Source organism: Aeromonas sp. BIGb0405, from assembly GCF_024807335.1.
GTDB classification, from domain to species: domain Bacteria; phylum Pseudomonadota; class Gammaproteobacteria; order Enterobacterales; family Aeromonadaceae; genus Aeromonas; species Aeromonas rivuli.
On sequence record NZ_JANUEP010000002.1, the window covers coordinates 739,080 to 759,359 of the forward strand.

15 protein-coding genes and 1 pseudogene are annotated in these 20,280 nt (G+C 60.1%); 7 read left to right on the forward strand and 9 right to left on the reverse strand.

Going from position 1 to position 20,280, the window contains the following annotated elements:
* Nucleotides 1-27: 27 nt before the first annotated feature.
* The 4 genes from M2366_RS08185 to M2366_RS08200 all read right to left on the reverse strand — a co-directional run bounded on the left by M2366_RS08185 (nt 28) and on the right by M2366_RS08200 (nt 6,633).
* Entirely contained in the window at nt 28-2,052 is a 2,025-nt protein-coding gene (locus M2366_RS08185; RefSeq protein WP_259269410.1) for a prolyl oligopeptidase family serine peptidase, read from the reverse strand.
* The gene (locus tag M2366_RS08190) at nt 2,052-4,217 is read right to left on the reverse strand and encodes a TonB-dependent hemoglobin/transferrin/lactoferrin family receptor (RefSeq protein WP_259269411.1); all 2,166 of its coding nucleotides are present in this window, start codon (nt 4,215-4,217) and stop codon (nt 2,052-2,054) included. Before M2366_RS08190 ends, M2366_RS08185 begins: the two co-directional genes overlap by 1 nt.
* A 294-nt stretch (nt 4,218-4,511) precedes the next feature.
* Nucleotides 4,512-6,362 (reverse strand): DUF3413 domain-containing protein, encoded by a 1,851-nt coding sequence (locus M2366_RS08195; protein WP_259269412.1) that lies wholly within the window; start codon nt 6,360-6,362, stop codon nt 4,512-4,514.
* 43 nt (nt 6,363-6,405) lie between these two features.
* Nucleotides 6,406-6,633 (reverse strand): DUF1414 domain-containing protein, encoded by a 228-nt coding sequence (locus tag M2366_RS08200; protein WP_005901622.1) that lies wholly within the window; start codon nt 6,631-6,633, stop codon nt 6,406-6,408.
* Nucleotides 6,634-6,706: 73 nt separating this feature from the next.
* Here M2366_RS08200 and yejK point away from each other — a divergent pair, with 73 nt between their 5' ends.
* From yejK to M2366_RS08225, 5 genes are all read left to right on the forward strand, one after another.
* Nucleotides 6,707-7,753, forward strand: a complete 1,047-nt coding sequence (gene yejK / locus M2366_RS08205; protein ID WP_259269413.1) for a nucleoid-associated protein YejK — start codon at nt 6,707-6,709, stop codon at nt 7,751-7,753.
* Nucleotides 7,754-8,149: 396 nt separating this feature from the next.
* Entirely contained in the window at nt 8,150-9,331 is a 1,182-nt protein-coding gene (gene malE, locus M2366_RS08210; RefSeq protein WP_042043462.1) for a maltose/maltodextrin ABC transporter substrate-binding protein MalE, read from the forward strand.
* A gap of 66 nt (nt 9,332-9,397) precedes the next feature.
* Entirely contained in the window at nt 9,398-11,047 is a 1,650-nt protein-coding gene (gene malF, locus M2366_RS08215; protein ID WP_259269414.1) for a maltose ABC transporter permease MalF, read from the forward strand.
* 10 nt (nt 11,048-11,057) lie between these two features.
* Complete coding sequence (gene malG, locus M2366_RS08220) at nt 11,058-11,948, forward strand: maltose ABC transporter permease MalG (protein ID WP_042043465.1); 891 nt, start codon at nt 11,058-11,060, stop codon at nt 11,946-11,948.
* A 68-nt stretch (nt 11,949-12,016) separates the two neighbouring features.
* Nucleotides 12,017-13,153: an ABC transporter ATP-binding protein gene (locus tag M2366_RS08225; protein WP_042043466.1), complete on the forward strand. Its 1,137-nt coding sequence runs from the start codon at nt 12,017-12,019 to the stop codon at nt 13,151-13,153.
* Nucleotides 13,154-13,842: 689 nt separating this feature from the next.
* Here M2366_RS08225 and ppk2 read toward each other — a convergent pair.
* Nucleotides 13,843-14,640, reverse strand: a pseudogene (gene ppk2 / locus M2366_RS08230) (polyphosphate kinase 2); the annotation flags it as partial.
* A gap of 148 nt (nt 14,641-14,788) precedes the next feature.
* Between ppk2 and M2366_RS08235 the strand changes: the two are divergent.
* A complete protein-coding gene (locus tag M2366_RS08235; protein ID WP_042043467.1) occupies nt 14,789-15,589 on the forward strand; it encodes an alpha/beta fold hydrolase in 801 nt (266 codons plus the stop codon).
* Between the two features lie 79 nt (nt 15,590-15,668).
* Here M2366_RS08235 and M2366_RS08240 read toward each other — a convergent pair whose 3' ends face one another.
* The 3 genes from M2366_RS08240 to M2366_RS08250 all read right to left on the reverse strand — a co-directional run bounded on the left by M2366_RS08240 (nt 15,669) and on the right by M2366_RS08250 (nt 18,013).
* Nucleotides 15,669-16,493, reverse strand: a complete 825-nt coding sequence (locus M2366_RS08240) for a MipA/OmpV family protein (protein WP_042043468.1) — start codon at nt 16,491-16,493, stop codon at nt 15,669-15,671.
* A gap of 211 nt (nt 16,494-16,704) precedes the next feature.
* A complete protein-coding gene (locus tag M2366_RS08245; RefSeq protein WP_042043469.1) occupies nt 16,705-17,769 on the reverse strand; it encodes an AI-2E family transporter in 1,065 nt (354 codons plus the stop codon).
* Between the two features lie 10 nt (nt 17,770-17,779).
* A complete protein-coding gene (locus M2366_RS08250) occupies nt 17,780-18,013 on the reverse strand; it encodes a sulfurtransferase TusA family protein (protein WP_224430744.1) in 234 nt (77 codons plus the stop codon).
* A 122-nt stretch (nt 18,014-18,135) separates the two neighbouring features.
* Here M2366_RS08250 and M2366_RS08255 point away from each other — a divergent pair, with 122 nt between their 5' ends.
* Nucleotides 18,136-19,590, forward strand: coding sequence for a M48 family metalloprotease (locus M2366_RS08255; RefSeq protein ID WP_396021342.1), 1,455 nt, complete (start codon nt 18,136-18,138; stop codon nt 19,588-19,590).
* Nucleotides 19,591-19,701: 111 nt separating this feature from the next.
* Here M2366_RS08255 and M2366_RS08260 read toward each other — a convergent pair whose 3' ends face one another.
* On the reverse strand, nt 19,702-20,142 hold the full coding sequence (locus tag M2366_RS08260; RefSeq protein ID WP_259269415.1) for a TlpA disulfide reductase family protein: 441 nt from the start codon (nt 20,140-20,142) through the stop codon (nt 19,702-19,704).
* Nucleotides 20,143-20,280 lie beyond the last annotated feature (138 nt).

Here is a 20,280-nt window from a genome sequence, read left to right on the forward strand (position 1 = left end):
CCAAAACAGAAAAGGTGAATGCGGACATCAGTGACGGACCCCCGCCAGGGAGAGCAGGAAGGCATATTCGCGGGCGGCCTGCTGCTGCGCCGTGCCCGCGCTGGCCAGATGTCCGCCGTCGAGCTCGGTGCTGAGCAGATAGGGGCCGGCCGCGGTGCTCTGCTCCCGCAGACGGGCCATCCACTTCAGCGGCTCCCAGTAAGGCACCTGACTGTCATGGAGTCCGGCCGTCACATAGAGGGGCGGGTAGGACGCAGCATGCAGGTTGTCGTAGGGGCTGAGCCTGCGCATGGCGGCATAGTCCGCCGGCTTGGCCGGGTTGCCCCACTCGGCATACTCCTGGCGGGTGAGCGGCAGTTCGGGATCGCTCATGGTGCCGAGCAAGTCGACGAAGGGCACCTGCAACACGGCGCCAGCGAAGCGGGTAGGGGCCTGATTGAGCGCCGCCGCCACCAGCAGGCCGCCAGCGCTGCCGCCCATGGCGAACAGCCGGGCAGCGTCGATGGCGGGATCCCGCGCCAGGGCATCGGCGACGGCCAGGAAGTCATCCACGCTGTGCTGTTTGCGCTGACCCCGGCCGTCTTGATACCAGCCATCTCCCAGCAGACCGCCGCCGCGCACATGGGCGATGGCGTAGACGAAACCACGATCGAGCAGGCTCAACACCTGAGGCTGGTAGTAGGGGCGCATGGGGGTGCCATATGCGCCATAGCCATAGAGCAGCAGCGCCTTGGGGGTCTTGATCTCTTTGCGCCACACCAGGGAGACCGGCACCCGGGCGCCGTCCTTGCCCAAGACCCAGCGCCGTTCGCTCTGATAGACAGAGGCCGCTGCCTGAGTGGCATCGCTCAGCCATTGCCCCGAGTCCAGATCCAGCCAGCGTTGATGCGGGGCCTCGGCCATACCCTGGCGGCGGATCAACAGGTGCTGGCTGGCCGGATCCTGAGCGCCCTGGATCCAGGCCGTACCCGCCCCTTCGGTGAGCGGCAGGCTGTGGCGCAGTTCGCCGTTGGCATCGAGCACATCGAGCCAGTCATCGCCATCCTTGCGGTATTGCAGCACGGTGTGATTGGCAAACAGGCGCCACTTCTCGAGGGTGCGGCCCTGACCGGGCCAACGCAGCTGCCACCTGCCTTGCCTCAGTTCGGCCAGGCTGCTGGCCTGGTAGAGGCCAAGCTCGCCATCCCGGTTGCTCTTGAGCAGCACCCGCTCTCCCAAGGTATCGAGGTAGTACTCCACACCGGGTTGGCGGGCCTTGAGCAGGGCGGCGCCACCATCATCCAGCAGGTATTGCTCCGAGCTGTTGTGGTTGTTGCTCTGCAAGATGAGGTGACGCTGGTCGGTGGTGCGATAGAGACTGAGCAGCCAGGCGGCATCCATCTCCTGATGGATCAGCCGCTCCTTGCCCCCTTGCCAGGCCCACAGTTGCCAGGGGCGCAGGGTATTGCGCTCGTTGGCCAGGGTATAGAGGGTGCGACCATCCCGACTCCAGAGCAGATCGCTGGCGCGGTGTGGCAAAGAGGCGAGCGTCTCGCCGCTCGCCAGATCCAGCAAGGTGATGCGGTAGTCCCTGTCGCCACGGCTATCTTCGGCCAGCGCCAGCCAGCGCCCATCGGGATGCAGCGACCAGCTGGCGAGCTCGTAGTAGCCCTCCCCTGGTTGACGCGGGGCCAGCCGCTGGCGGGGGGTGGCCTGCTCATCGGTCCGCTGCCACAGGCTGCCGTCCGCTTTCATGCGCCACTGGCTGCCGGCCTCGGTCAGCCACTCCTCTGGTAGAGGCTCGCCCCGTTCTCTGGCCTGCCACTCGGTTTGCAGTTGCTGTGCCAGTGCTTGCTGGCCGCTGAGCTGGTGCTCGGTCCAGCGATTCTGCTCGCGCAGCAGCGTCAGCAATTCGGGGGAGCGGCGGCTGTCGTCACGCCAGCCGCCATAGGGATCGACCCGAGCAATCTCGCCCTGCATCAGCAAGGGGCGTTTGGGGATGGGGGGCGTTTCCTCAGAGGCCTGGGAGGCAGGGGCCGCCAGCAGGGCGGCCAGGATCAGTAGGTGCTGCATCAGATCCCCACGAAGGTGTAGCGCAGGCTGGCGCTCAGGGAGCGACCGGTCTGGGTGAAGAGGGAGGCATTGGTGCCCGCTTCCAGCCCGGCCACATCCTGATAGCGGGTGTAGCGGGTGTCGAACAGGTTATCGAGCTTGAGATTGACCTTGAGGGCATCGGTGATCAGCCAGTCGGCGGTCATGGCGAGGCTGAACCAGCCCGCGCTCTTGAGGCAGTCACTCTGGCTGCTGGTCAGGCTGCTGCCGCAGCTGGGCACCCGGCTCATGGCGGCGGCGTAGTCGGCCTGCACCCCGACGCTCCAGTCGTTGACCTGATAGCTCAGGCGAGTGTTGCCCTCCAGCGGGGTGAGGGTGCGCAAGGCCTCGCCCTCGCTATCTTCCCCATCGACCCAGCCGAGCTTGGTGGCGAGCTCCCATTGCTGGGTCAGCCAGTAGCTGGCGGCCACTTCGGCGCCCCAGGTCTCGGCCTTGGCCACGTTGCGGTACTGGCGCAGGATGACGCCGTCGCGCAGCCGCAGCCCGACTTCACGCCAGTCGATGAAGTTGTAGTAACGGTTGTAGAAGAGCGCCGGTTTGATGCTCCAGTGCTCACCTTCGCCGCCAAGGCCCCACTCGAAGCTGTGGCTGGTCTCTTCCTGCAGCTCGGTGTTGGCGATGATCTCGAACGGTGGCAGGGCAAAGTAGTGGGGGATGTTGCCGTACACCTTGTCATAGGAGGGGGCACGGAAACCGTTGGCGTAGCTGAGCCAGCTGCGCCACTGGTCGTTGAAGCGGTAGCTGGTGGCCAGGCTCGGGGAGATATGCCAGCTGTGGTTCTCGCCATTGCTGCCATCCAGCGGTTGCAGCCACTGATGATCCATGCGCAGGGTCGGGGTGAACTGCCACTGACCCAGGGTCGCCACGTCGCTGAGCCAGACCCCGGCCCGGTCGGTGCGGGCCCGGCTGAACGGCGCCGACTGCTGGGGCTGGGGCACGCCCGCCTCCAGGCTCAGCTTGTCCACCGGTCGCTCATGGTTGGTGCGCTCCAGCTCCATGCCATAGCTCAACTTGTGGGCTAGGTCGCCGGTGGTCAGATCCCGGCGCACATCCAGCGCGCTGCCGATCCGCTCTTCGGTGAAGGTGGTCAGTTCCCGCTCGCTGCGATAGCGCGGGTAGCCGCTCAGCTCGTCGTTTTGCAGCAGGCTGCGCTTGTTGGCCGTGTTCTTGGCGTGGTTGCCATAGAGGTTCCAGCTGAACCGATCCGCCAGCAGGCTGTCGAGGCGGCTCGCCTCCCAGCTCAGCTTGCCGCCCTGGCTCTTTTGCGACGCATTCTCGCGGTACTCGCGTACCTGCCACTTGCCGTCGGGCTGGGGCACTTCGCGGGGTCCCTGATCCCGGTAGGCATTGTCCTCGAAGTAGTCGAGTTCGAGGCGCAGCAGGTGGTGTTCATTCAGCTCGAAACGGGAGCTGGTGGAGGCGCTGAGGCCGTCCAGATCCGCCGGGATGCGGCTCTCGTCATAGTTGGCCGTCTCGTGCCCCTGCCAGCCGGAGAGGCGCAGCAGGTGCTCGGTCTCCAGCAGGCGGGCGGCGCCGGTGGCGCTCAGTTTTTGCTTGGCGCTGCTGCCATCGTGCAGGATCTTGCTGCTCAGATAGGCATCCTGGCCCTGCAGGTAGTCTTCCGGCTGCTTGGTGCTGATGACGATGGTGCCGCCGATGGCGTCGGAGCCGTGCAGGGAAGAGCCCGCCCCCTTGGCCACTTCGATCTGCTTGACGTCATCGAGATCGAAGCTGAAACGGCCCACCTTGTCGTTGAGATCATCGGCGCCGAAGCCATCGCTGACCCGCACCCCATCCTTGATGATCAATACCCGGTTGCCGCCCATGCCGCGGATGATGATGTTTTGCGGCCGCCCGGCGGAGCCGGTCACCGAGACACCGGGTTCATTCTTGAACAGGTCGGTGAGTTCGGTGGCCACCTGGCGATCCAGGTCCTCCTCGGTGATGACGGTGATGGAGCCCGAGACGTCGGACAGCTTCTGCTCTATCCGCTGGCCCTTGACCACTATGGTCTCGCGCGCCTTGAGGGTGGGATTGATGTCAGTGGCGTCGATCCTGGCCGGATCGCTGGCGGCCAGGGCTGTACCGGACAGCAGCATGGGCCAGTAGTGCAGTGGTGTTTTCATTGTTGATAATGATTATTATTTGAGCCTGAAGGGCGCGAATTATTGCAGACTCATTAGGGCAGATCAACAGTTGATAATAATTATCATTGGCATCGTACTGAGTTGATATTATTGATATTTGTGACAGTTATTCAATCAGGGGTGGTGCTGCTTGGTCTGATTGAAGAAGGCAGAGAGTGATAGCGATGCAACTCGGGGAGGTGAGAGGCGAGACTGGTTGGGAGGGGAGTTGGATTCCGTGCACATACGACAGAGCCCGCCATGAGGCGGGCTCTGTCGAGGGGGCTGGCTCAATCAGGGGGCGCGGTAGAAGCGGTTCAGCTCGTTCATCACCTGGATCATGGCGCCCATGTCCGGAGTGCCGTGCTTGATCTGGCGATAACTGTCCCAGTCACGCAACTCGAAGTCACCCTGCTTGTTGAACTCAGTGATGGTCTTGTCCTGATAGATGGCAAAGTTCTGTTGATCGCCAGCCAGCAGCCAGTTGCGCGGGCCAGGATCGAACAGATTGCGGCCACTGCTGTAGTCGCGTTCAGGATTGCGCACCCCCAGCATATTGGGCATCAGGGTGGGCACCAAATCCATATGGCTGGTACCCGTATCAATGTTTGCCGCGGCCTTGCCCGGCCAGGCCAGCACCAGAGGGACCTGCACCTGGTAACGGGAATAATTGGTTCCCGATCCCCAGCTGTTGCGATCCGTGTCGTTGAACTCCTGACCATGGTCAGAGGTGATCACCACTATGGTGTCATCGCTGAGCCCTTTTTGCTGCAACTCAGCCAGCATCTGTTCGAGCAGCTGATCGGCGTAGAAGACGGCGTTCTTGTAACGGTTCTCCAGCTTCTGGCGATTCTCGGCGCGATAGGCGGTGGCCGGATTGAACTTGGTCAGTTCGGGCTGGAAGGGGCCCTTGATCTCGGCGGGTAGCTGATAGGCACCCGGGCTGGATAGATAGACAAACGAGAACCATGGTCTGTCGTTCGGGCGTTCACCCAGCCACTGTTGCCAGTCTGCAACCAGCTTGCCATCATCCTGCTGGCGGGAGACAAACACCTGCTTGCGCAGGCCGGCGAGTATGCTCCGGCGATACTTATCGGCATCATCAAGGGAGCCAAACAGACCGAATTCGTAATCCTGGCGCAGCATCTCATCCAGCAGCACTGGCGGGGTCTTGTCGAGGCGGATGTCGTTGTAGTAGTGACCGGGCAGGCCATAAAACAGGCTGAACATGCCCATCACATCGTCGTTGCCGCCGCTCAGGTGCTGACGGAAGTTGAGGTGCTGGTCTGCATAGCGTTGCAGATTGGGCATATTGATGCTGTTGAGCATGTCATAGCGCAGCGAGTCCACCACCACGATCAGCAGATTTTGATGATTGCTGGGCGCATTGACGCTGAGCGGGCGCAGCGGATAGCGCAGCCGGCTCTCGCCATCCCCATCCTGGGACTGGGCCTCTTTCTCGTACTGATCCAGGTCCAGCCAGCCATGCTTGGCCAGGAAGCTCTTGGCGGTCATGGGGTAGGAGAGCGGGAAGTTTGCCTTCTGCATGGTGATGGGCTGATACAGGGTCGCATCTGCCCAGCTGTTGACCACGTGGGTCAGGATAAAGCAGCCGAGCAGGGCCAGGCCCACATGGCTGCCATACTGACGGCGCTTGCGCTTGTTGATCTTGCGCCACACATAGGCCGACAGCAGCAGTTGCAGCAGGAAGATGGTCGGCACCGCCACGAAGATGATGCTCCAGATAGAGCCTTGCTCCGTCTGGGCTTGCTCCAATAGCAGCTGCCATACCTGCCCATTGAGGTGGAACTTGAACAGCCGGAACACCTGGGTGTCGATGAGCAAGAGCACCAGTGCCAGGGTCGCCACTATGGCCGAGACGAACCTCAGTGCCTTCTCTTTGGGAAGCACGAAACTCAGGGGGAATATGGTCAGCAGATAGGTGACGAAACTCAGGAAGGAGAAGTGGCCTATCCAGCTGATGATGAGATAGACGATCCCGAGGGTCGTCGATGGCCAGCTGATGGCACCCAGATAGCGGGTGGCGATCAGCATGGCCAGGATGATGTTGAAGAAGGAGAACCAATGCCCCCAGGTGATCAGGCGGGAAACGTTATCACGATAGGGGTTGCCGGTTTCGACCATAGTGATCCATCTACTTGAAAAACATCAAAGAATGCGGAGAAACTCAGTGAGCATCGCGACGGTGATCCACCGAGGCAGTGAGCGCCTGGATGTATTTTTCGGTGATCGCCTGACGCTGGGCCGGGGCCATACCATTGATGATATTGGTGGTCAGGTTGCCAAGCACCATCAGACTGAGATCCACCGGCGCCTTGTGTTTTTCCAGGGCGGTGATCAGGTCGTTCATCAGGGCGTCAAACTGCTCGTTATTGTACTTTGATACGATGGGCATAATCTTCAGTTCATCTCAGTTCAAAGCGACTTATAATACTCCACCCTTTCGGCTAACACTATGGCTTTGTGACATGAGTCTCGATATCGACAAGATCATTCTTCACTCCCTACGCAGTGGCAGCGACGGTCAGCCCCAGGCCGATACCCGCAGCCAGACCCTGACCCCCGACGAGGCCGTTCAGGGGCTGATGGCGGAGCTGCATCGCATCTATAACGGCAAAGGCGGCAAAGGATTTGGTTACTTCGCCGAGGGCGAGGAGGGGACAGAGGCGGCCGAGGGGGATGATGCCCCCAAACCGGCTTCTCCACTGTTTCGCATCGCCCTCGAACAGCTGCTCGCCGGACAGAGCGACTTCGTCCCCTTCTCGGTCTCCATGACCCAGCACCTGGTCAAGATCCTGGTCGACCATGCTCTGGATGAACAAGGGGTGCTGCTGTTTGCCAAATACAACTATGTGGGGGTCGACTATCTGTTGGTCGCCCTGCTGGAGGGCAAGGAGAGCGTGACGGTGAGTGAAGCCCTCGAGCTCAGCCATATCCAGTATCTGGATATCGGCAAACTCAATCTGGTGGCGCGTATCGATCTCACCGAATGGAAGACTCAGCCCGAGTCGCGTCGGTATATCACCTTCAGCAAGGGGCGGGTTGGCCGCAAGTTGGGGGATTTCTTCCTCGACTTATTAGGTGCCCGTGAAGGCATGGATGCCAAGCTGCAAAATAAAGGGCTATTGCAGGCGGTAGAGGATTATTGCGCCACTCAGCAGCTTGAGCCGCAAGAGCGCAACGATTACAAGAAGCAGGTCTTCAAATATTGCACCGAACAGGCCAGTGCCGGTGAAGAGATCGAGATCCGTGAACTCTCGGCGGAATTACCCGGCGATAACGACCTCGATTTCTATAGCTTTATTGGCAAGGAATATGAGTTGGAGGATCGCTTCCCGCCAGACAGATCCACCCTGCGGGGGCTGACCAAGTTCGTCGGCTCCGGTGGCGGTCTGACCCTGAGTTTTGAACAGAAGCTGCTGGGCAGCCGGGTCTTCTATGATCCCCAAACCGATACCCTGACTATCCGCGGCGTGCCGCCCAATTTGAAGGATCAGCTGACCCGGTCGTCATAATGTGATCCAGCCCGGGTTTCTGGTAAAAAGGCACCGCAGTTCGCTGCGGTGCCTTTTTATTTGGCGGGCGGGGGAGGCAAGAAACTGACCAAGTGCTTTAGTTAGCAAATTAAACAATGAATCAACGATGAAAGGGTTTTCATGAGAGTGAAAACCCTTTCATTTATGTAATTATGTTTCAGTAAGGTAACTTAATTTCTCCAATGGTCAGAAATAATGGCCATAAAATGCGATAACCCCCTGAAACAAGAAAATGTTTTCAGAACTTTCCGGAAGGAAATACGTAATTGCATTTCAAAAATGCGAGTTGCGTCATGTGAGGCATCTGAGGCTTGGGATAATATTCATCCCGCACACAATGCTCTTGCAGCGCGGAACAACAACAAGGAAAGGCTCATGAAAAAGACATTACTCTCCTCTCTGATTGGTTTGGCTACCCTGGGTGTGGCTTGCACTGCCACCGCCGCCATTGATGAGGGTCAGCTGACGATCTGGATCAACGGTGACAAGGGATATAACGGTCTGGCCGAAGTGGGTAAGAAATTTGAAGCCGAAACCGGCATCAAGGTGACAGTGGCTCACCCGGATCAGGTTGAGGTGAAATTCCAGCAAGCGGCCGCGACCGGCAACGGTCCGGACATCTTCCTGTGGGCCCATGACCGCTACGGCGAATGGGTCAAGTCAGGTCTGCTGGTGCCCGTGACCCCGAATGCCGACGAGAAAGCCAAGTTCGAACAGTTTGCCTGGGATGCCATGTCTGTTGATGGCAAGACCTACGGTTATCCGGTCGCTGTCGAAGCCGTGAGCCTGATCTATAACAAAGACCTGCTGCCAGAGCCGCCCAAGACCTTCGAAGAGATCGCCAAGATCGACGAGACCCTCAAGAAGGATGGCAAGCGCGCCATCATGTGGGCCTACGACACTCCTTACTTCAGCTACCCGCTGGTGGCTGCCAATGGGGGTTATGCCTTCAAGAAGACCGCGACCGGATATGACGTCAAGGATACCGGCGTGAACAACGCGGGTGCCAAGGCGGGGGTGGGCTACATCGCCGACATGATCAAGTCCGGTCACCTGGAGAAGGGCATCGACTACGGCGTCATGGATGCGAAATTCAACAAGGGTGAAGTGGCCATGATGATCAATGGTCCCTGGGCCTGGAGCAACCTGGACAAGAGCGGCATCAAGTATGGCGTTGCGCCGCTGCCCACCCTGAACGGCAAACCGGCCAAGGCCTTCGTTGGCGTACTGGGTGCCACCATCAACGCCGCCAGCCCGAACAAGGATCTGGCCGTCGAGTTCCTGGAGAACTACCTGCTGACCGACAAGGGTCTGGCCGCAGTGAATGCTGACAAGCCCCTCGGCGCCGTGGCACTCAAGTCCTTCCAGAAGACCCTGGAGTCTGATGCCAACATCAAAGCCACCATGATGAACGCCCAGAATGGTGAGCCGATGCCGTCCGTGCCCGAGATGAGCCGTTTCTGGTCTTCCTTTGAAACTGCCCTCAAGAACGTGACGTCCGGTCGTCAAGGCGTTGACGAAGCCCTGGATACCGCTGCCAAGCGTATCGTTCAGTAAGTATCTACCAGGGAGGCCCGCGGGCCTCCCACCTCTTCTTTCCTTGGCGTAATAAGGTTAATTGGCATGGAAGTAGTACCTTCTCTCGAATCCTATGCCGGTCCCAATGACAAGCACACCTGGCTTAAGTGGACCATGGCGGCGCTGATTGCCGTGCTCAACGGCTATGCGGCCGTGATGATGTATGCCAGTGGCGAGTGGGTGTTTGCCTTGCTCGATCTGCTGGTGGTCTCCGTTGGCCTCTATGTCTTCATGAACAAGAAGACCTATGCACACCGTTACATCTTCCCGGGTGTGGCAGGCATGGTGGTCTTCATCATATTCCCGCTGGCTTACACCATAGGGATAGCGTTTACCAACTATTCAGGCGCGAACTTGCTCTCGGTCGAGCAGGCGCGCAATTACCATCTCAAGAAGAGCTACAAGGTCGCCGGTGGCGAGTTTGATTTCACGCTGCTCAAGGGTGAGAACAACCAGTATCAGCTGCTGCTCACCCAGGATGGTCGCCATTTTGTCAGCCCGCAGATGACGCTGATGGACAACAAGGCGCGTAGCCTGGCCGCGGGGCAAGGCCCGGTGAACGGTGCCGAGCAACAGGTCACACTGACCCCCCTCGAAGGGGAGCCTGGCCTGCCGGCAGCGCCGATCCGCGAGATCATCGCCCACAAGACCCATCTCTCCGAGCTGGATCTGCTGCTGCCCGAAGGCGGCATACAGCTCACCATGAGCAGCCTGCGCAAGTTTGCCGCGCAAAAGCCGCTCTATACCCAGCTGGTTGATGGCGCCGTGCTGAAATCCGGGGTGATGCTCAAGGAGAGCAATCTGCTGCGTGATAACCAGAGTGGCGAGCTGATGATGCCCAATACAGAGACGGGTTTTTATCAGTACATCGACGAGCAGGGCCAGTTTGTCGGCAAGAGCGTGGCGCCAGGCTTCGTGGTCGCAGTGGGCTGGAAGAACTTCACCCGCATCCTCACCGATCCGGGTATCCAGGGACCCTTCTTCCAGATCTTCATCTGGACCGTCATCTTCTCCACCTGCTCTGTGGTGCTGACCCTGGCTATCGGCATGGTCGTCGCCTGCCTGGTACAGTGGGAGCAGCTCAAAGGACGGGGATTTTATCGGGTCATGCTGATCCTGCCCTACGCCATCCCGGCCTTTATCTCCATCCTGGTGTTCAAGGGCTTGTTCAACCAGAACTTCGGTGAGATCAACCTCTTCCTGGAAGCGGCATTCGGCATCAAACCGGACTGGTACACCAGCCCCTTCCTGGCCAAGACGATGATCCTCATCGTCAATACCTGGCTCGGCTACCCCTACATGATGATCCTCTGCATGGGGCTGCTCAAAGCCATCCCGGAAGATCTCTATGAGGCGTCTGCCATGGACGGCGCCGGCCCGGTGCAGAACTTCTTCAAGATCACGGTGCCGCTGTTGATGAAGCCGCTCACACCGTTGCTGATTGCCTCCTTTGCCTTCAACTTCAATAACTTCGTGTTAATCCAGTTGTTGACCAATGGTGCGCCGGACATCATAGGCGCCAGTACCCCGGCCGGCACCACGGACTTGCTGGTGAGCTACACCTACCGGATCGCGTTCCAGGGCTCGGGTGGTCAGGACTACGGTCTGGCCAGCGCCATCGCCACCGCCATCTTCCTGATTGTCGGGGCATTGGCACTGCTCAACCTCAAGCTTTCCAAAGCTGATCAACTGTAAGGGGAGCTATATGGCTATCGTACAACCTAAATCTGTCAAGTACCGGGTGTGGGCAACTCACCTGGTGATGTGGGGCTTCCTGGCAGTGATCATCTTCCCGCTGATCATGGTCATCGCCATCTCGTTTCGAAACGGCAACTTCTCGGTGGGGGAGATCATCCCCTCCAACCCCACGCTTGATCACTGGAAGCTGGCGCTGGGCATGACCATCACCAACGCCGATGGCAGTGTGACACCGCCTCCCTTCCCGGTACTGACCTGGCTGTGGAACTCCATCAAGGTGGCCGGCATCACGGCGCTGATGATAGTGGTGCTCTCCACCACCTGCGCCTATGCCTTTGCCCGCCTGCGTTTTCGCGGCAAGCAGACCATCTTGAAGGGCATGCTGATCTTCCAGATGTTCCCGGCGGTGCTGGCGCTGGTCGCCATCTATGCGCTGTTCAACAAGATAGGGGAGTACATTCCCTGGCTTGGCCTCAACACCCACGGTGGCCTGATCCTGGCCTACATGGGGGGCATAGCGCTGCACGTGTGGACCATCAAGGGTTACTTCGAGACCATCGACTCCTCCCTGGAGGAGGCGGCGGCCATCGACGGCGCCACTCCCTGGCAGGCGTTCAGGTTGATCCTGCTGCCCCTGTCGGTACCCATATTGGCGGTGGTGTTCATCCTCTCCTTCATCGGTGCCATTACCGAGGTGCCCATGGCCTCCATCCTGCTGCAGGATGTGAACAACCTGACCCTGGCGGTCGGTGCCCAGCAGTACCTCTATCCACAGAACTACCTGTGGGGTGACTTCGCCGCAGCCGCCGTGCTATCCGGCCTGCCCATCACCCTGGTGTTCTTGCTGGCTCAGCGTTGGCTGGTCGGTGGCCTGACAGCCGGTGGCGTCAAGGGCTGATGTTTTATGGCAGGGAGAGACATCTCCCCGCTATCACGATTTGCACAGATTCAAGAGCGGAGCTCGTCATGGCTGAAGTAGTACTCAACAACGTTCGCAAGAATTACGACCCGGCTGTCCACAAGGACACGCTGCGCAATATCAATCTCTCCATCAAGGAGGGAGAGTTCATCGTCTTCGTCGGCCCGTCAGGCTGCGGCAAATCGACCCTGCTGCGGATGATAGCGGGCCTTGAGGACATCACCAGCGGCGAGCTGACCATAGGGGGTCGTTACATGAACGACGTGCCGCCGGTGGAGCGCAACGTCGGCATGGTGTTCCAGTCCTACGCCCTCTACCCGCACATGAACATCTACGAGAACATGGCCTTTGGCCTCAAGATCAAGAAGATGGGCAAGGACGATATTCACAAGCGGGTGATGCGTGCCGCCGAGATCCTGGGCCTCGAGCCTCTGCTTGAGCGCAAACCCAAGGCGCTCTCCGGCGGTCAGCGCCAGCGGGTCGCCATCGGTCGCTCCATCGTCCAGCAGCCGCAGGTATTCCTGTTCGATGAGCCGCTCTCCAACCTGGATGCCGCCCTGCGGGTCAAGATGCGCATCGAGATAGCCAAGCTGCACAAGGAGCTCAACTCCACCATCATCTATGTGACTCATGACCAGATTGAGGCCATGACCCTCGCCAATCGCATCGTGGTGTTGAGCCCGCTCAAGGGGGAGGCAACCAGCAATCTGGAGCAGTTCGGTACGCCGCTGGATCTCTACCACAACCCGGACAACAAGTTCGTGGCAGGCTTCATCGGCTCACCCAAGATGAACTTCCTCAGCGGCGAGCTGGCCGAGATCGGCGAGCAGGAGTGTCTGATCAAGCTGGTGTCGGGGGATAGGGTACGTGCTCGCGTCGATGCCCGTCGCGCCGCGGTCGGTGACAAGGTGGAACTGGGGGTGCGTCCCGAGCACCTGGTGACCCTGGATCACCCCCATGCACACAGCAAGGTCACCGGGCAGGTGCAGGTCGCTGAACACCTGGGCGCCGAGTCCTTCATCTACATGGACGTGGAAGGCCATGATTTTACCGTCAAGGCCAATGCGGACATCGAGGTGAGCAGCGGTCAATCCTACAGCGTCGGCATCCCGGCCGAGGCCTGCTACCTGTTCGATAGCAAGGAGCAGGCTTTCCCCCGTACAGCCAAATACATTCGTGGTTGACCATCAGCCCGGAGGGGCCAGGGGCTTCCTGGCCTGACTTTTCATGCAATGCCTTTTGCCGGTCGTGAGACCGGCTTTTTATTGGCACAGGGATTCAGGGGGGATCACTGCTTAGGGTCGGCGGCTTTGCCTCTGCCTTGGGGCGGCTCTGCTGCGGTTGCCTGGGCTGCTTTAGCGGCAGGTGTTACCGCTGCCGTTTTCTTTGCTTGGGCTGCTTTAGCGGCAGGTGTTACCGCTGCCGTTTTCTTTGCCTGGGCTGCGTTGGCGGCAGGTGTTGCCGCTGTTGTTTTCTTTGTCGGGGCTGCGTTGGCGGCAGGTTTTACCGATGTTGTTTTCTTTGCCGGGGCTGCGTTGGCGGCAGGTTTTGCCGATGCTGTTTTCTTTGCAGGGGCTGCGTTGGCCGCAGGTTTTGCCGGTGCCGTTTTCTTTGCAGGGATTGCGTTGGCGGCAGGTGTCACCGCTGCCGTTTTCTTTGCCGGGGCTGCGTTGGCGGCAGGTTTTGCCGATGTTGTTTTCTTTGCAGGGATTGTGCTGGCGGCAGGTGTTGCCACTGTTGTTTTCTTTGCAGGGGCTGCGTTGGCCGGGGCGGCGGTAATCGATGGCACTGTCGCCGCCGATCTGGCTTCCAACGGGGCCGTGTTCTTGGCTGGCTTGACTGCTTTGGGCTCCTTGAGCGCCTTGCCCTTGCGCAGTCGATGGGCCACATCGGGTACAAAGCTCTGCTTGGCGAGGGCGGGGCGCTCGTAGCCTTGGGTCTCTATGGGAGGCAAGGTTATCTTGTCGTACTTGATGGCTTTGTAGGGGATCCGGCTGAGCAGGTGGGAGATGCAATTGATGCGGGCGCTGCGCTTGTCATCCGCCTCGACCACGAACCAGGGGCAATCCTCGGTGTCCGTATAGACGAACATGTCATCCTTGGCGCGGGAATACTCGACCCAGCGCGAGCGGGCATGGAGATCCATGGGGCTGAATTTCCAGCGTTTGATGGGGGTATGGATGCGGTCGAGGAAGCGCTTCTCCTGCTCTTCGTCCGATACCGAGAACCAGTACTTGATGACAATGATGCCCGCGCGGGTCAGCATGCGCTCGAATTCGGGGCAGGCGCGCAGAAACTCGCGGTATTCGTCGTCCTCGCAAAAGCCCATCACTCGCTCGACGCCAGCCCTGTTGTACCAGGAGCGGTCGAACAGCACCATCTCACCGGCGGCGGGCAGGTGGGAGGCGTAACGCTGGAAGTACCACTGGGTGCGTTCGCGGTCGGAGGGGGCGGGCAGGGCCGCGACCTTGACCACCCGTGGGTTGAGCTGGGCGGTGATGGCCTTGATGACCCCGCCTTTGCCCGCGGCATCGCGCCCTTCGAACAGGACCACGACCTTGAGCCCCTCCTGTTTGACCCACTCCTGCAGCTTGACCAGCTCGGACTGCAGATTGACCAATGCCTTCTCATACTCTTTCTTGCCAAGCTTGGTAGCCTTGCTCATGATCATCTCCCTCTTTGAGTCTTCCCAGCTTGCACCAGTCGCACGCCCCGTGCCAGGGGTCATATGGTAAACTTCCGTTCATAGCACCCTGTGCCAGAACATCCTGGGTGTCGCCTGAGGTTCTGGTTCCCAGGCCAACTTGTTCGAGGAACTCATGAGACAGTTTGTGGAAATTGATGCCAGCCCGCTCGCCTACCTGGACGAGGGGCAGGGACCGGCCATTCTGTTTGGCCATGCCTACCTGATGGATGCCGAAGCGTGGCGTCCGCAATTAGAGGCGCTCAAGGGGCGCTACCGCTGCATCGTTCCCGAGTTGTGGGGCCATGGTCAGTCGGGGGGCTTGCCTGCAACCAACGGCAATCTGACCGACGTGGCCAGCCAGATGCTGCAGTTGATGGATAGCCTGGGCATAGCGGAATTCGTACTGGTCGGTCAGGGGCTGGGGGGGATCTGGGGCATAGAGTTGGCCAAGTTGGTGCCCACTCGGGTGCGCGCCCTGGTGCTGCAAGGCTGCTTTGCTGGCTGGGAGCCCCAGATCAGCCGGGCGCGCTACCAGGGCTGGCTGGATGAGATAGCCGCCAAGGGAACCGTGCCCAGCGCCATCGCCGCCGGTTTTACCGAACGTTACCTGGCAAATCACCCCCATCCGCTGTTGCAGCAGGCCATGATGGCCCGGCTTGCCCAGTGGCCCGCAGACAAGATCGACGCCCTGGTACGGCTCGGTCAGCATTGGATCGGGCGAGAGGATCGCATCGACTGGCTGCAATACTTCAGCCAGCCGAGTCTGGTCATCATGGGCTGCGAGGAGAAGATACATCCTGTGCTGGAGGGGTATCTGATGGCCGAGGAGCTGGGGTGTCCGCTCAAAGAGATCCCGGGAGCCGGTCATCTGGCCAGTCTGGAGGCGTCAGCGGCGGTCACCGGGGCGCTGGAGGCGTTCCTCGCAACCCTGTGACCTGGCCGCTCATCGATTCAGAAAGAGGCCCGCATCATGCGGGCCTCTTTTTATGTTCTTGTGCGCAGCCCAGGAGGCGTCACCAGATATAGCCCAGCCCGACGCCTGCGTAGAGTTCGCCATCATGTTGCACCAGAGGGCTGTCGGCGATGTCGTTATCGTAGAGCTCGTAGTTGACGCCGAATCCACCAATCCAGTGGGGGCTGAAACGATAGCTGCCAATGATGGAGGCCATGGGGGAGAGGGTGGTGCCCGTGTTCCATTGCGGGCGGCCCGGTGCCACCTCATCGTCAGAGACGCCGCCGAAGTAGTAGTTGGCCATGTTGTGGCTGCGCAGCATCAGACCAAAGCCCGGCATGACCAGCAGCCTGTCGCGCACTATGGGGAAGTTGGCCCATGCCATCACTTCCTGACCGTTGCTGGTCCCCGTGACATCGCTGGTGGCCCTTAGGGTCAACAAGGCATACGGGGTCACCAGATCGGCACCAAATCCGGCCTCAAACTCGCCCTTGCGCTTGTTTATGCCATCGAAGAAGCGATCGTCATCGGGATCCAGGTTGCCAAAGCGCACCCGCCCGAAGGCATAGGTCGACAGATTGCCATCCCGGGAGAGGTAGTAGCGGGCCCTGTCCCCCAGATACATCAGGTTCTCACCAAAATAGAGTCCACCAGGTATGGGCAGCATGGTGTCATCCTGATGCTGATAACGGGCCTGGCCGCCGATAAAGGCGCCTCCCAGCACCAACCCTTTGGGAATGGGGCTGGTGGGGCTGTCACTGGAGAAGGGGCTCAGGGCACCCAGATCGATGTCGGCGTGGGCAGTGCCAATGGAGCAAGAGGCCAACAGGGCTGCGAGGCTAGCCAGCTTCCGGGCGGTTGACGGTGTCGATCGAACAGGGGTCATGTAAATCGTCCTTGTTTAACTGCCCGTGTGATAGGCCAGAGGTGTCGAATGAAAAAAGGCGAACATTTAAGCCGATGCCCGGAGCAGATGCAAGTTAGCAGGGCGCAACGCATTTAATATCAATAAATTGGCGCCCTATGTCAGGATAATTTTCATCCCGGTTGAACTCTGCTCGCTGGGTCACGATGGCGTGGTCTCCAATGGATCACCCTTAAGGGGCCGGGCTCTCGTCTCGTTTGGGCCAGGCATTGAGTACGGCCTTGACCAGGGTCGCCAGCGGGATGGCGAAGAAGACCCCCCAAAATCCCCATAAGCCACCAAAGACCAGCACGGCGATGATGATCACCACAGGGTGCAGATTGACGGCTTCGGAGAAGAGCAGCGGCACCAGCAGATTGCCATCGAGGGCCTGGATCACCAGATAGGCGACCATCAGCCAGGCAAATTCAGGTGTCAGCCCCCATTGGAACAGCGCCACCATGGTCACCGGCACTGTCACCGCCGCCGCCCCTATGTAGGGAATGAGGACGGAGAAACCCACCGCCACCGCCAGCAGCACCGAGTAGCGCAGTCCCATCAGGGCGAAGGGAATATAGGTGGCGATGCCGACGATGAGGATCTCGATGACCTTGCCGCGGATATAGTTGATGATTTGATCGTTCATCTCCACCCAGACCCGATTGACCAAGGTTCGGTTACGGGGCAGGAAGCGGCGTATGCCCGCCAGCAACACCCCCTTGTCCTTGAGCATGAAGAACACCATCAAGGGCACCAGTATGAGGTAAATGAGCAGGGCGACCACGTTGACCAGGGAGCTGAGCGAGGCGCTGACCAGGGTCTCGCCGCCGCTCAGGATGCGTTGGCGTATGTTGTCGATCAGCGTCTCCACCAGGCTGACATCGATGAGCTCGGGGTACTTTTCGGGCAGGGTACGCACATAGTCCTGGGTGTGGCCCAGCATGGCGGGGGACTCTTTGGCCAGATTGATCCCCTGGCTGACCAGGGTCGGGATCAGACCAAGCAGCGCCAGCACGGTCAGGGTGAGAAACAGCAGCAATACCAGACCGGTGGCGGGGGTTCGCCCCAGACCCAACCGCTGTAACCGGCTCACCGGCCACTCCAGCAGATAGGCCATCACCAGGGCCACCAGCAGCGGCGCCAAGATGTCGCCAAACAGCCAGAGGATGGCGAAACAGAACAGCAATAACAGGAACAGGGTGACGGCATTGGGATCGGAGAATCGAGTCTGATACCAGCGTTTCAGGACTTCAAACATGGAGTATTCCTCAACAACAGGATGGCTCCCCGACCGTGAATTGCAGGTGCAGGTGCGAAGGGGTTTGTTCAGCGCTCAGTATGCTATGGCCAAGGCGCGTCAGATAGGCCGGGATATCGCGGCGCGAGCCGGGGTCGGACAGGCTGATGGCGAGGGATTGACCGGTTTTAGCCTGGCGCAGCCAGAGCTTGACCATGATGAGTGGCTCAGGGCAGCGATAGGAGGTCAGATCCAGGTGTTCCATAACGGCTCCAGCGGGCGAGACGCCGCTATTATGGCCGTGATGGCAGCCTGAAACAACGCTTGTGGGCCGTCAGGGGCAAGGGTATCCTGCCGAAGCCCCTTCCTAAAGGAGATAGAGATAACGTGGCACGTTTTTCCCCCCTGATGGCAAGCATTCCCCTGCTGACCTCCCTGATGAGCGCCAGCTTTACTGCCCAGGCCAACAATCAGTTGCCCGACATAGGCACAGCCGGGGTGGCGGCGCTGCCCATCGAGCAGGAGGTGCGCTACGGCAACGCCTTCATGCGCTTTGCCCGTGCCGGTCTGCCCGTTATCGATGATCCCGTGCTCAGCCAGTACATTGACGATCTGGGTCAGCGACTGCTGACCAACGCTGACGGGGTGCGCTTCCCCTTCACCTTCTTCCTGATCAACGATCCCAGCATCAACGCGGCGGCCTTCCTTGGCGGGCGGGTCAAGGTACATACCGGCCTGTTTCTCTATGCCGACAGCGAGAGTGAGCTCGCCTCGGTACTGGCCCACGAAATCACCCACGTCACCCAGCGCCACATCGCCCGTTATCTTGAAGCCCAGGCGAGCAGCTCGGCCATGACCCTCGCCGGTCTGGTGGGCTCCATCGCCCTGGCGGTGATCAACCCGACCGCCGGTATTGCCGCCCTGCAGACTACCCTCGGTCTGTCGATGCAGTCGGCCATCAACTACACCCGGGACAACGAATACGAGGCGGACAGGATCGGCATGAAGACGCTCTATGACGCGGGTTTTGACCCCAGCGGCATGGCGACCTTCTTCCAGAAGCTGGCGGCGGAGTATCGCTACGCCAGCAAGCCCCCTGAGATGTTGCTGACTCACCCCCTGCCCGAGACCCGGATTGCCGAGGCCCGCGCCAGGGCCGCCAGTTACGGCAAACGCAGCCTGCCTCCTAGCCTGGACTTCTGGTTTGCCAAGGTACGTATTCAGGCGCGTTTTGGTACGGAGACACAGGCGGCCCTGCTCACCTTCTTCGAGCAACGGCTGAGTCGGGGCGATTACCCCCTCAAGGACGCTGCTCTTTATGGCAAGGCCCTGGTGTTGCTTCAGCTCAAACGGGCGGACGAGGCCGATGCCATCATGAAGGAGCTGGCCAGCCGCCATCCGGAGGACCTGTTCATCCTGGATGGCCAGACTGACATCGATCTTGCCAAGGGGCGCAATGCCCAGGCCATCGCCCGCCTCGAGCAGTTCAGACGGCGGATGCCGGATAACGAGGTGGTGGTGATCAACCTGGGCAACGCCTATCTGGAGGGCGGCAACACCGCCAAGGCGATCGCCATTCTGGATCCCTACGCCCGGGAGCATGAAGAGAACAGCCTGACCTGGAGTCTGCTGGCCGATGCCTATCGCAAGGCGGGCAAGATGGAAGAGCTGCACATGGCGCGGGCCGAGACCCTCTCCCTGCGCGGCGACTACCAGGCCGCCATCGACGAGCTGATCGTCGCCCGTGGCACGACCAGCAACAAACTGAATCTGGCCCGTATCGAGGCCAGGATCACCGAGTTGGAACGTGAGAAAAAAGCATTGGAGAGCCTCAAGATGTGACACTTCTTGCGGCGGATAAGGGCGTAGCGGGTCACCGCTGCGCCCTTTTTATTGCCTGGTATGCCCGGACGGAGCAGCTGGCCTGCCCAGGCAGGCACAGGTGATTGCCGATCACTGGCGGGTCAGGGTCGCCAGCCGTGCGTGATTGAGTTCACCGACCAGGGTCTGCACCAGCTTGCCATCGGCATCGAGCAGATAGCTGGTGGGCAGCTGGGCGGGGCGGGGGAAGGGCAGCCTGGCGCCGGTTTCGCCGTTGACCTGCATGATGGGCACCTGGATATCGTGACGGCGGGCCAGCTCTGCCAGCGCGGGCGCGCTCATGCTGTCGAAGCTCAGCGCCACGACCTGCACCTTGCCCTCCCGTTGCAGGGCATTGAGCAGCGGCATCTCCCGCAGGCAGGGCGCGCACCACTGGGCAAAGTAGTTGACCAGCAGTGGCTTGCCTGCGAACCGCTGCAAGCTGACCGGTTCACCCTGGGTGTCGGTCAACTCGGGTTGCGGGGTACAGGCGCTCAGCAGAGCGGTCAGTGCCATGGCATGGATTGCTTTCATTGCCTCTCCTTGAGATGCGTCATCAGGTTGGGGCCTCTTCAGGCCAGAATGAAAGGCGTCTCATACAATTTGATAACCCTCTGGTTTCATTCCATCAATGGAAGACGTGCCTCAGGCTTTGCCATACAATAGCGCCGT

What these genes read in the sequence shown, in the direction of transcription:
- M2366_RS08185 (WP_259269410.1), bottom strand. Translation starts at nt 2,052, where the DNA reads ATGCAGCACCTACTGATCCTGGCCGCCCTGCTGGCGGCCCCTGCCTCC.
- M2366_RS08190 (WP_259269411.1), bottom strand. Translation starts at nt 4,217, where the DNA reads ATGAAAACACCACTGCACTACTGGCCCATGCTGCTGTCCGGTACAGCC.
- M2366_RS08195 (WP_259269412.1), bottom strand. Translation starts at nt 6,362, where the DNA reads ATGGTCGAAACCGGCAACCCCTATCGTGATAACGTTTCCCGCCTGATC.
- M2366_RS08200 (WP_005901622.1), bottom strand. Translation starts at nt 6,633, where the DNA reads ATGCCCATCGTATCAAAGTACAATAACGAGCAGTTTGACGCCCTGATG.
- yejK (WP_259269413.1), top strand. Translation starts at nt 6,707, where the DNA reads ATGAGTCTCGATATCGACAAGATCATTCTTCACTCCCTACGCAGTGGC.
- malE (WP_042043462.1), top strand. Translation starts at nt 8,150, where the DNA reads ATGAAAAAGACATTACTCTCCTCTCTGATTGGTTTGGCTACCCTGGGT.
- malF (WP_259269414.1), top strand. Translation starts at nt 9,398, where the DNA reads ATGGAAGTAGTACCTTCTCTCGAATCCTATGCCGGTCCCAATGACAAG.
- malG (WP_042043465.1), top strand. Translation starts at nt 11,058, where the DNA reads ATGGCTATCGTACAACCTAAATCTGTCAAGTACCGGGTGTGGGCAACT.
- M2366_RS08225 (WP_042043466.1), top strand. Translation starts at nt 12,017, where the DNA reads ATGGCTGAAGTAGTACTCAACAACGTTCGCAAGAATTACGACCCGGCT.
- M2366_RS08235 (WP_042043467.1), top strand. Translation starts at nt 14,789, where the DNA reads ATGAGACAGTTTGTGGAAATTGATGCCAGCCCGCTCGCCTACCTGGAC.
- M2366_RS08240 (WP_042043468.1), bottom strand. Translation starts at nt 16,493, where the DNA reads ATGACCCCTGTTCGATCGACACCGTCAACCGCCCGGAAGCTGGCTAGC.
- M2366_RS08245 (WP_042043469.1), bottom strand. Translation starts at nt 17,769, where the DNA reads ATGTTTGAAGTCCTGAAACGCTGGTATCAGACTCGATTCTCCGATCCC.
- M2366_RS08250 (WP_224430744.1), bottom strand. Translation starts at nt 18,013, where the DNA reads ATGGAACACCTGGATCTGACCTCCTATCGCTGCCCTGAGCCACTCATC.
- M2366_RS08260 (WP_259269415.1), bottom strand. Translation starts at nt 20,142, where the DNA reads ATGAAAGCAATCCATGCCATGGCACTGACCGCTCTGCTGAGCGCCTGT.